General features: G+C 33.7%; 8 protein-coding genes and 1 pseudogene. 2 read left to right on the top strand and 7 right to left on the bottom strand.

Annotated elements, in window-relative coordinates:
- Positions 1-488: 488 nt before the first annotated feature.
- On the top strand, positions 489-1,763 hold the full coding sequence (locus F6K27_RS08435) for a DNA cytosine methyltransferase (RefSeq protein ID WP_287275265.1): 1,275 nt from the start codon (positions 489-491) through the stop codon (positions 1,761-1,763).
- Between the two features lie 386 nt (positions 1,764-2,149).
- Here F6K27_RS08435 and F6K27_RS08430 read toward each other — a convergent pair whose 3' ends face one another.
- From F6K27_RS08430 to pgl, 6 genes and pseudogenes are all read right to left on the bottom strand, one after another.
- Positions 2,150-2,566 (bottom strand): FHA domain-containing protein, encoded by a 417-nt coding sequence (locus tag F6K27_RS08430; RefSeq protein WP_287275263.1) that lies wholly within the window; start codon positions 2,564-2,566, stop codon positions 2,150-2,152.
- A 171-nt stretch (positions 2,567-2,737) separates the two neighbouring features.
- Positions 2,738-3,702, bottom strand: a pseudogene (locus F6K27_RS08425) (IS5 family transposase).
- A gap of 135 nt (positions 3,703-3,837) precedes the next feature.
- Positions 3,838-4,734, bottom strand: a complete 897-nt coding sequence (locus F6K27_RS08420; protein ID WP_287275261.1) for a PRC-barrel domain-containing protein — start codon at positions 4,732-4,734, stop codon at positions 3,838-3,840.
- 748 nt (positions 4,735-5,482) lie between these two features.
- Positions 5,483-5,611, bottom strand: coding sequence for a hypothetical protein (locus tag F6K27_RS08415; RefSeq protein WP_287275259.1), 129 nt, complete (start codon positions 5,609-5,611; stop codon positions 5,483-5,485).
- Positions 5,612-6,111: 500 nt separating this feature from the next.
- Positions 6,112-6,918: an FHA domain-containing protein gene (locus F6K27_RS08410; protein WP_124142636.1), complete on the bottom strand. Its 807-nt coding sequence runs from the start codon at positions 6,916-6,918 to the stop codon at positions 6,112-6,114.
- A 567-nt stretch (positions 6,919-7,485) separates the two neighbouring features.
- A complete protein-coding gene (gene pgl, locus F6K27_RS08405) occupies positions 7,486-8,193 on the bottom strand; it encodes a 6-phosphogluconolactonase (protein ID WP_287275257.1) in 708 nt (235 codons plus the stop codon).
- A gap of 592 nt (positions 8,194-8,785) precedes the next feature.
- Here pgl and F6K27_RS08400 point away from each other — a divergent pair.
- The gene (locus tag F6K27_RS08400; RefSeq protein ID WP_287275255.1) at positions 8,786-9,922 is read left to right on the top strand and encodes a hypothetical protein; all 1,137 of its coding nucleotides are present in this window, start codon (positions 8,786-8,788) and stop codon (positions 9,920-9,922) included.
- 568 nt (positions 9,923-10,490) lie between these two features.
- On the opposite strand, the gene F6K27_RS08395 is transcribed toward F6K27_RS08400, so the two are convergent.
- The gene (locus F6K27_RS08395) at positions 10,491-12,272 is read right to left on the bottom strand and encodes a hypothetical protein (protein ID WP_287275254.1); all 1,782 of its coding nucleotides are present in this window, start codon (positions 12,270-12,272) and stop codon (positions 10,491-10,493) included.
- Positions 12,273-12,500: the final 228 nt, after the last annotated feature.

Genomic DNA, 12,500 nt, shown 5'->3' with positions numbered 1-12,500 from the left:
AGAACTCTGATAGTCTAAAAGCATTTTTACTTTTACCTGTTATACCAAGCGTGATAAATATTTGCTACAAATAAATAGGTTATTTCTTAGGAGTAAACCCACCCCTAACCCCTCCCAGGAGGGGAAGTCACCGAGTCAGGAGTTAGGAGTTAGAATAAATAGCTTTGATACCATTTATTAGGTCGGAATTTATCTTTTTAGTCCAATGGATATCTCCTATAAAGTCTTTTAATTGCCCAAATTAATTCGTAATATTCTTTTTCCAAATTGGTATTATCTTCTCTCAAAATTAAAGATATATATAAATACAGCAGATTCCATGTAAATGTGGCAAAGTAGTTTAGAGTCCAAATAATGAAAGTAATTTTTAACAAAATACTCAGGATTGGAAAAACTATATTCTTTCTTTCCTACTACCTACTACCTACTCCCTGCTCCCTACCGTACTTCATAAACCACCAAATACTCTGTAAATGTAGAGGTGTAATATGCAACGACCAATAGGTATAGATTTATTTGCAGGTGCAGGAGGTATGACTCTGGGCTTTGAACAAGCAGGATTTGATATACTTGTTTCTGTAGAATTAGACCCCATTCACTGTGCCACTCATCAATTCAATTTTCCTTTTTGGCCAATATTATGTCGTAGCATAGTTGATATTACTGGAGATGACATTAGACAGTTATCAGATATTAAAAATAAAGAAATTGATGTAATTTTTGGTGGTCCTCCTTGCCAAGGTTTTTCTCTGATGGGAAAACGTACCTTAGAGGACCCACGCAATACACTTATATCTCATTTTGTTCGATTAGTTTTAGAGTTAAAACCTAAATATTTTGTCATAGAAAATGTCAAAGGATTAACAGTAGGAAAGCACAATTTTTTTCTTGAGGAAGTTATCGATAAATTCGATAAAAATGGCTATCAAATTAACCAACCTTACCAAGTATTAAATGCTGTTAATTATGGTGTGCCACAGCATAGAGAAAGATTATTTTTAATGGGATGTAAAAAAGGTTTAATCTTACCAAATTATCCTCTAGCAATTACAAATATTTCTACCGATAAAAAATCAGAAAACTTGATCACTGTTAAGGATGCAATCGGAGATTTGCCAGAAGTAGAAAATTATCCAGAACTATTAGAAAGAGATTGGATAAAAGTAGAAAATGATTATGGTAAACCAAGCAAGTATGCTATAAAATTGCGTAATATTGAACGTTTTAATAATGACTATTCTTATAAACGTGAATACGATCAAACAATATTAACCTCTAGTTTACGCACAAGACATACAGAAAAATCAAGAGAAAGATTTAATGCTACAGCACCAGGAAAAATTGAATCAGTAAGCCACTTTTATAGACTTAATGCTGATGGTATTTGTAACACACTCAGAGCTGGAACACCAAGTAGTAAAGGGGCATATACTTCTCCAAGACCAATACACCCATTTACACCCAGATGTATCACAGTTAGGGAAGCAGCAAGATTACATTCATATCCTGATTGGTTTAGATTTCATGTAACAAAATGGCATGGTTTTAGACAAGTTGGAAATTCAGTGCCACCCCTATTAGCAAAGGCAGTAGCTCAAGAAATTATTCATGTTTTAAATATTAAACCACTTCAACCTAGAGGAAAAAAAATCAAGTTAGAAAAATGGGAAAATTTAGAGTTTAATATGTCTATGGCTGCTAAAAAATATCAGGTAGATCGACATACTATTGCGCCAAGAAGTAGAAAAAAAATAATTAGTTGATATTATATTAATTAAATTAACAAATAAACTCAGAATTTATTTATTTTCATATTCCGGCAGTCTTGTAACCGTAATAGTATTGATTAAACTTGGGACAAATTATCTAATGATTTTAGCTGCGATCGACTCAGCTCCAATTAAAAAAAACGGTGGATCTTCGGAGCTTCCCGTAGGGTGGGATGGCGAGGAGACCTGCGCCATATCCAATCTACACAAGAGAGAGGATATATTTCGGTTTCTTTCCTACTCACAGTTTTTTCCACTCCAGGTATCCCTTACTCCCCTACTCTCTGCTCCCTTTTCACTCAAATTTATTGTCCTAACCAAAGAAGGTAATTTTTAAGTATTTTTTGCACAGTTGTGTAATTAACTTCTATCACTACAAATTAATTAATATGTGTTTGTGTAAAATCCTCATTTGTCAATTCGTTATTATCAAAAACATTAAATATATCTATTTCTTTACTAGATAACTTATTCATTTGTTTTGCAAACTTAGAAGCTAATTGTTTAGTATGAATTTGCAACTTTGGCCCTGAAATGCCCAGCCGAATAATCATATTGTCTACCACTGATGTCTGAATGATTGGCTCATCATTTACATAAGTACCATTAGCACCAAAATTGACCATCATCCAACCAGATGAATTTTTCCATAATTCTGCATGATGGTGAGAAACTACTGCACTATAAATTATTACATCATTATCACTTGCTCTACCTATGTGAATTAATGATTTTGATTCAAAGCTCCAACATTGAATTGGAACTAATTGGGTTAGATGTAATAAAGCTAAATTCATTAATGGATAATGGATAATTACCTCTCCCTTTTAGGGAGAGGATTGACTAAAAGGAAAAAATTTATTTTTTTCCCTTGAAAGGGGAGGCTAACAAAGCTGAATTATTTAATTATTTAATGGCTTTGTTGCATGAAAGTGGCGATCGCAACAACCCCCCTGATTGGAAGTTAGCTAGATTTTAACTTTGTAGCTTTTGGGCTGACCTGTTTGAATCATACGGTTGGGCATGGCACATTGTATGAATAGCTCCACTGCCTGAGCATCAAATTTTCGTCGTCGCAACTTCCCTCCAAATATTACTTTGAGCCTAAACATAGTAGTTTTCCTTCGGAATGCTGCGCAAACAGATAAGGAGCGTCGATGGTAGCCACATTCACGTTTCCATTTCTGGCGTCCTACAATTCTTATTCTTCTGAGGTTTTCATCTCTGGGATGAGGTGGGCATTTACAGTTGCCATGTTGACCTATTACCGCATTTTTCCTTGGTGGAATCGTTGTCTTTGCTCCTCGTTGCCTAGCTTTCTCGTAACACTTATACTTGTCATAGGCTCCGTCTCCTGATACTTGGGCTACAACACCATCTACTCCATCTAATAGGTCAGAAAATACTTGATCATCACCCACTTCATTGGTAGTCACTACCCCACTCACGATCTCCCCTGTAGCCTCATTTACCCCTAGATGTAATTTACGCCATGTCCTGCGTTTACCTACACCATGAATCCTGGTTTTCCATTCCCCTTCACCATAGACTTTAACTCCCGTAGAATCCACTACTAGATGAATAGCTTCATGAGTTGGTATAACTGGCAGTTGAACATTCAGTTTTTGTAAGCGACGGGATATAGTGCTATGGAAAGGTAGCTGGTAAATCTAAGTTCATCAATTGAAATATAGATTCTACAAAACATAAGCGTCTATCGTCCGGCCAAACTAAACAATGATTGTATAGTCACCATAAATTCAATGGCTGTGTCACTATAGGTATTTGATGCTCCCCTACGTCCAGTTTTTGTTGGTTTACCCACTGCTCTATTACTTCATCATAATCAGCGCCAAAATGTGAGACTTCCTCTCTGTTTTAGGGAAGCATCATATTCAGACCAGTTGCTGAGTCGGTACTTGGACTTACTCATTTCTATGTTGGTCTAGGTTTGTTGTGCTACGCACTGCATATTTTTACCCTATTTGCTATCTTTATGCAACAAAGCCTTATTTAATTATTAATTCTTCGATAATCACTGATACTAATTTATTTAACTATACTAAAATTATTGATGTATTTGTAAATCATCTATACTGTTGTCTCGATCATCTTTTGAAATATTAGAGTTTTTTCTCCATTGTGACTTTACCCCATCAATTTTTTCCTTAGCTTCTGCTGTCACTTCTTGAATTTTGGTAGAAAAATCATTTGAAATTTGCTTACTTTTTCTGGACTTTTTTTCTGTAGACTTACTTTGAAATTCTTCTACTTTTTGTTTAGCTTGCTCTGTAACTACTTGTGCTTTTTCTTGAGCTTGCTCTTTAACAACTTTAGCAGTTTCTTGAAAACCTACAAATAATTTTTTTGCTTCACGTTTTGCTACATTAATATGTTCTCTAGTTTTCACTAAATCTTCTTGTAAAAAATCTTGAACCAGACCTATTTTTTGAGTAACTCCTTCAGTATAACATTGAGGATTTTCTATAGAACTATTGACTACTATTACCCGTTTATTACCAGCACTGGAAACTGCTTCTGGTGGTAATAAATAAATACTATTTAAAACACCTCGCCACCCATTAGATTTAAACAAATAATTAACTACTGCACCTGTTTTAATGTTGAGAAGGTATTCTACAATTAACCCTACCTTCTCTCCTGTATTAGTCCATACTTCATTTCCAATTATATTTACAGTATTATTGAATTTATCTAAACTCTCTTGTGCTGAGTCTCCATTAACTAGAGTAGCATCAGTGCCAATAGTCTCAATTTGTTTCCAAGCAAAAACTTTTTTCTGTTTACCAAAAATACCAGACTTACATATAAAACCTATGACTTGATGAGATTGAGTATTAAGGCACAATTGTTCTATTCTACCCTGGTCTTCAACCGTTTTTTTGTCAAGGACTAACCTCTTCAACAGTTGACTATGTTTCATTACTTCTGGTATTTTATTCATAAATTTTACTCCTAAAACATAATTTTGATAAATTTATTGAACAATTTAAGAAGGAAATTAAGAAATAAATTTAACCCCTCAATAAATGGGAGTAGACTAGCAGTTAGGGAAGGATTTTACGCTATTTAAGGCTTGTTTATGAGGGATTTACCCCGGATAATTGAGCTGTTAGAAGTAAAAAATAAATGATATTATTTGTGGTCAAAAATATAAATTAATTACTATAGTAATCTTATTTGAGTTGTGAGATATCTTAGACTTTTAAGGCACAGGAAATAGGGAATGTGAAACACCGAAGCAATAAAATTATCATTAATAATTTATAATTGCTATATATTAATAGTGTCATACCATATTATTTTTAATAACATAGAGTTATGTAATTTGAATAAACATTTGTTGCAAATCTCCCTTACCTTTTCTTACTTTTTCCTTCTATAACTAGAACTAATATAAGTAAAACAAATTTAGTATTATTCAAAGAGAATTACTTATACTTTTGATGAAAATTATATTCAACATTTAAAGTATTTTTGTACCTATTACGATCAAACAAAAGCAAGGTTACCGAATTTTATTGTCTAGTAAGTAGTCAATAAAACTAAATCACCAAACTTAATCTGAATTTATTACTCAAATCAATCATAAATTAGGTAAAATTATCTAGAAAAAGTAATCACAAAAATAAGATTATTTATTAATCAAACTATTCATCTTTTTTATCCCCAAAGATTTTTTTTTGTTTACATTAGAGAGATAAATATAGTTTGTCTAAATCATTTAGTTGACGATAATTTTCCCTTTGTTTAATACTAGATACTTCTAATTTTTTGTCAATAGATATATCAATTTTTGCTTTGGAGCCAGTAAAATTCACGATCAATAAACTTACTATAATAACCTTCAGAATCGATTGATAGTTAACCTATATAACACACTGATAAATAAATTAATAATTTCCCAATTATAATGATTATGCCTTAATTCAATATGATAACGAAAAACTATGGAACTATAAAGAACTACATTATTATTTGAAATAATGCCCAATTTTAATTATATGTATATTTCCCAAAGTCCAAAATCAGCCTAGCATATACTGAAGTGGATGTAGCAGTGTTAGCCTAATCACTTTTGCTATTGGAAATTTTAGTAGTGGTCTGTCAAGATAGTTTTGAGGGGTCACATTACCCAAAAAACATTACCTAAAAATCACATTGACAAAAATCTATACATGATTTCAAAGTTGACAGACCAGTACAACATCTTAAACAATTTTTGATAATTACAATTTTAAGTTACTTAGCTTCATGTCTTCCTAACCAGAGGAAGACCTTAAGCTGAGGATTTTAATGACCCTAAAATCTAAAAAGTGAGCTAAGAAATTTGAAATAGGAATGAAACTAAATCTCCTTTGCCCAAAGATATTCGATCTCCTGGCCTCAATTTATGTCGATTTCCTCTTGTCAAAGAAGTATTATTGACATAAGTACCATTAGAACTACCTATATCTTCAATATAATAACTATCTCCCTCTATTCTAATATCAGCATGACTACGAGAAACCACCTCAGAGTCAGGAAATCCCGAAATATCAATATCTGGTGGTACTCGGTCGTTAGGCTTACCTATGTGAATTACAGATAAATTAACTGGTAATTCAATATCTGTATCTGTTCTAATATGAATTAACTTGGCAGACTGTTTTTGTAACTGAGTCTTGGCCGGAATTGGTGTTTTTCCAGTAGGAGATGGAGAAGTTACTACAGGGTTACTAATAGGATTAATAGTTTGTGGGGGTTCCTCAGTAGGAACTGGAGTATTAATGTTGCTAGATTTTTCTAAGTTTGGTGTAGCAGACACTACTATAGGTTCTAAAGTCACTAATGGATCTGGTGGATGTAAGTCAGGTATATCTTCTGAAGGCATACCTGCATTCGTACCAGATACTGGTGATACTATAGTTGGCATTACTGCTGGATCGGTTTGAGATAAAACTTGACCTTCCTCCATACCAGTACTAGCTTTCAAATCAAAGCCACATTGACCACAAAAGGCAGCATCAACTTGAACTGTTGCCCCACAGTTAGGACAATTCGTAGTTACAGGTAAGGGAGTGTAGCAAGCTTCACATTGTGTTGCTCCATCAGGATTCTGATGATTGCAATTCGGACAGACAATCATTGATCTACTCCTCGTTATCGGCCAGACGATCGAAACACCGACATAAGAATCATAATTATATTTAACTTTCAGATTCTATAGTAATCCTAATTCTATTGTATTGTATAGCTAATTTGGGTGTTGGTGAAGAGCATGTATAATATCAATCTTAATTACTTAGGAGTCAGGAGGACCTCCTCAGGAGTCAGGAGGGAAGAAAGAAGTAAGAGCCGAAGTTGGAAGGACCGAAGGAGTGAAAAATCTTACTTTGTCTGACTTTTAAACTTTTAATTTGTCCGCGCCCTTTCCTTCGACTGCTATACAAGTATTAAGCTTTAGATAGTTAGGTTTGTAGTAGAAATATATGAAGTATTCTATTACTTTCCTTGCCTCAACCTAACACTTAACCAATGAAGGATTGAAATTTTAGGATAGGATGAATTTATATCATGTCCGGATAATTAGTTATAAAAAAACTTTCTCCTTCAACTCCAGTTCTTCCTCTTCCTTCTCCTTTCTTCTCTCCTGACTCCTCCGTAGTTATTTATTTATCACTGTTCAACCGGACATGATATTACTTTTCACTGCTTAAATATTGACACCAGTTAGTAACCAATGTAGTTCCCCTTTTGGTTGAATCAGGCGACTAGGATATTTCATTTCATCCCCATTTTCTGCAAATACTCGATCCAATGCAACTTGTTTATCTGCACCAGCAACTAGAAATATGACGCAACTAGCCTGATTAATTAGTGGAACTGTAAAAGTTAATCGCGGTTGGCCATCTTTATTCCCTACAGTAATGAGGCGATCGCTAATTTGCAAAGCATCTGTATGGGGAAATAAGGAAGCTGTATGGGCATCACCACCCATTCCCAGTAAAATCAAATCAAAACTAGGAAAATCTCCTGGTGAGACCTGAAAAAATTCTCGCAAATGAGCATCATGGCTGGAGGCATCAACTTCTGGATCTCCAGCTCCTGTAGGCATAGCATGAATATTTGTCGGTGGTATGGGCACTCGGTCTAACCAAGCTTGCCTAGCCATTTTTTGGTTACTATCTTGGTGGTCAGGAGCTACATAGCGTTCGTCCCCCCAGAAGACATGAATTTTATCCCAAGGTAGATTTTGAGTTGCTATGGACTCATAAAGGGGTTTTGGAGTATTACCACCTGCTAAAGCTATAGTACATTGGCCTCGCTGTGAAATGGCCTCTTGCATTTTAGCCAAGCAAATTTCTAAAGCTTGCTCGATTAACTCTTCTTTACTTTGTAGTAATTTAACCTGTTTGTTCATTTGAGCTGATTTGTGTTGTGCTAGAATATGCTTACCCAGAAATATAAAAATTTTTTGATGAATCTGGGCATCAAATTCATGCTACAGCGATTTTGATTTAGAAGTCAGTTTATCTCGTTACCTCAAATAATATTAGTATTTGCTCAAGGTATTTATAATGGGAAAATTTAGGTGGTAGGCAGTTTAGTAATTAACAGTTGAAAAAAAGTTCTTGAGCTATAAATCATAGTATGTGTGTTTATTGTTGCTCATCTGATGCAACTTTTTCAGATTTTGAGTTCGATTACTAAACAATGAAACAAAAGTTATTATTGGCTACAAATATTATGCTGGCCTAAAAAATTTCCTAATATAGCAATGAGCGCTGGTATATTTACAAATTGCAGGAGATGTCCAATAGCTAAAATCTTATATTATAGGCAATTTATTCCCCCTTCCGGAGCTGTTGCCTGTTGCCAGATGAGCTGTTGCCTGCGCACAGCGCTATATCTGAAAAAATTTTAGTGTATGTCTCAAAAAATAAAATTTTCTAGTTATAACGAGAAAGCAGATTAATGTTAGAGAAAAAACAATTAATAAAAAAACAAAACCTATGTCTAATCCCAAAAAATTACCCAATTCCATACGCTACTTCCGAGGCAGATTTCGTCATCTGACAAAACCTTTAGTTTGGGGGCCAATTGCTGTAGCTTCTTTAGTGCTATTATTTGTTTGGGAATTAACAGTCCATCCAGAATGGTTAACTGTTGAAGATGATTATTCAGTAACAAGCGGAAATATTATAATTGACAATTTATCTCCTGAAGAAATTTCTATTATTAGTGATATTGACAGTTCTTCAGTTTTAGTAGAAGATTTAAAAAATTATGAAAATCTTCAATTTAATTCCTCAGTAATTCCTGAGAAAATTTTACTAAACAGGTTAAAAGGAGAAAGCAAAAATGAATCGACTCCACCAAAAAACTCTACAAAACTTCAAGAAAATTTAACGAACCTTCAACCTCAAACAACAACCAATAATCTTCCTCCTCAAAATAAATTAGACAACTCTCAATTATTAACATCTCCTCTGTTACGTAGTCTCAATATATTAGACGAAAGCGATCGGGAAGAAAAAAAGGAAAAACCTGCAAATGCATTACAGAATGCTTTGGATGATTACCAGCGCTCTAAAAATCAATCCCAAGCATCTTCAAATTCTCAGTCTCAAACAAATAATTTTAACCTTTATCCTACTGAGATAAAACCTAGAGATATTAGACCTTCTCCTTTTCCTGGAATTTCAACATCCAACAGTTATCAATCTCCACAAAACAATAATTTTAATTCACCTTTACCACCCATAAATATTAATCAACCAAAACCTTATTATACAGATAGATCGGGAACGGCAAATCAAAACAATAACCCCAGCAATTCACCAGGATCTAACTATTCTCTTCAACGGCAACCTGCTAATCCAAATTTACCGCCATTACCAACAGTACCTAATGGTTTAGCTAATAATCAAAATGGAGTAAATGGGATTAATAACGGAAGAGTTTCTAACTATTATAGTAATCAAGGATATCCGCAAAATCAGCAACAGCAATATAACTATGGAGTTAATCCTAATCAGGTAAATCAAAACTTACCATCAAATCCTTCTAATAACCCTTTTTCCAGACGTAATAATAGTTTTAATCGTGGATATGGCGAACGTTGGAATAATCCTTTTAACAATAATTAGGGTTTGCTGAATAAAGTCTTTCTGGTGGGGTAGGAGACAGGAGACAGGAGACAGGAGACAGGAGAAATGGGGAATGTAGAGGAGGCAGTAGGAAGAATTATCCCTTGATTTTTCTGCCATAGTCAGTCCAAAATCCTAACTTTTTGAGCTGCCTACAACGAAAACCTTGTACTTTTTCAAGACCTAAAAAGCCTAAAAGCAATATCAGTCAATGCTTTGATATTTAATCAGCAAGCCTAATTAAATAGGAAACAGGAGACAGGAGACAGGAGACAGGAGACAGGAGAAATGGGAATGAGGGAGGAGGTAGGAGTAAGAATTGTCTCTCAATTTTTCTGCAGTAATCATCCCAAAATACTAGCTTTATGCAGCTCTTTTAACCGAAAAGCTGGTACTTTTTTTAACTCTAAAACGCTAAAACCAATATCAGTCAATACTTTTAGAGTTAATCAGCAAGCCCTAATTAAAATGGTTATACCATTTCTCTGTAACAATGCGCTTAATAATTATTGCTCAGACCCATAGTAAGGACGTTCCATGGAACGTCCCTACAAGGTCTGCGGAATGCTTACTTAATTTGAGTGAATTTCATCAACTCATTTTGAATACATGATGTTGGCAATAAAACTATTCTCTTACTTGTTAAAACAGTGCAATGTTCAATAGTAACGGATAAAGCAGGAATCATATTTTGCTCTAGTTGATAAATAATTGTCTCTGCTAAATCATACTGACGAATTAATTCTTTATCAGCTACATATCTAGGATTATAAGCTGTTTTATCGAGCAACCAAAAATCTATTCCATACTTCTGAATAAAGTTATTAACCTCTTCTGGATTAGAAGTATATTGAGCCTGAATTATATCCTTTGCTCTTTGACTAAACTGAGTGTAATATTCTGTATGGTAAGGCAAACTATATTCCTGGGCGACTAAAGTAGAACGTTGGGCAAAAGTAGGAATATTATCTGATTCTTTAGATATAGACGCAATTAATATATCTTTCGGTTGTGCTAGTAAATATTCATATAATTCTATTTCTTTGCCTTTAACGTAGGATTGGTTATCTATAGTTAGATCTTGAGAAAAAGGAATAATGCTTAATATCGCTAATAATAAAATTGTGCAACCGAGATATATTTGTTGTGGAAAAGTTAAGCCATTTTCTAGCTGAGAAATAACTTGATTAAAATAACTATCCAACCATATTGTTAAAGCAATACCAGTAGCTATTGGTATCATTACTCGCATACTATGATAAATATATCTGTTGGGAAAATGAAGCTGAAACAAAAAAGCATGAGCGAGGAAAAATAACCCCATAGATGCTAGTAAAATTTGAACTAATATTTCTACCTTTAAAGAAACCTGTTTTGCCAGAGGAAATTTTTGACTTTTTCCAAGTACAAAAGGTAAGAATAATGAGGCGATCGCTAGTGGAGGTAAAAACCCTAAAAATAATATGCCACTCCTCGGTCCTATTAGCCAAAAAATCAAAGGATTTTCGTGAAAAAAGAATGCTCTGCCATAGTTTCCATCATCATAATTAAAAATTGGTTGTAATTTAGCTTCCGCAGCAGTAATAATTGACCCGAATTCCGTAGCAGAAAACTTGTATGGTAGAAGTATAATTGCAGCAGTTATTATTGCTCCTAACCAGAGGTAATAATTTAATCGGACTGAAGTAAATTTTAACCATTTTTTATCGTAGGAAAATAGTCTAATAGTTAAGATAGTTACTGATAGTAAAACAGTGTGAGGATAAAAAATAGCTTGGAGAGCGATCGCTACTAATACAGGAAATAAAGAATTTCGGAGTAAGTAATATAAGAATGCTAAAAAAAGTGGATAAAAAAATGCTCTGGGAGTAGCAGAAACCAAGTCATCTTCCATCCATAAAGTTTGATTTAAAATGAATGAACTAAAAAAACCTACGGCAGGAATAGGTAGAATTTGTAAACTTATTCCAAAACAGTAAATTGTCGAAATTAATCCGAGAAATATAGGTAATAATTTACCTAAAAAAATGGGGTCTATACCTAAAGATGTGATGAGTGAATAAAAAGTTTTATACCCCCATGGAGCTACTGATTGAAAATAGTCAGCAATGAAATCTTGAGGAAATAATTCTGCATCTAAAAAACGACGCATCCAAAATATATGTTGTCGTGCATCATCTTGGATGAAATATTCACTTTGGAAGGATGTTTTGAGAGATTCAAGACTATAAATTAAGACAATAGCTAAACTTAAACCAAACCAAAATATCCAGCTTCGATTTATCAAATTTTTATGTAAAATAGATAAAAATCTACTAATTTTTAAGTTGGATATTAAAGGATTTGTCATATTTTATTATAGATTAGCGACGTTATAAGACATGATATGATTGGCGATTGTTGTTTAGCGTTAATAGTTTCTTCTAAAAATTAGAATAATTGTAAATTTTGAATAAAAAGTATTGCTATAACTATGCTTGGGCTTTATTTCTGTGCTAACAGAGCTGAAATTTAATTACTTATTACAACTAAGGTTTAAATTTAGATTACTTCTAACAACGAAAGTTCTCGAACACAA

Source organism: Okeania sp. SIO2F5 (assembly GCF_010692685.1).
GTDB classification, from domain to species: domain Bacteria; phylum Cyanobacteriota; class Cyanobacteriia; order Cyanobacteriales; family Microcoleaceae; genus Okeania; species Okeania hirsuta.
This window is presented reverse-complemented; position numbering and strand designations above follow the sequence as displayed.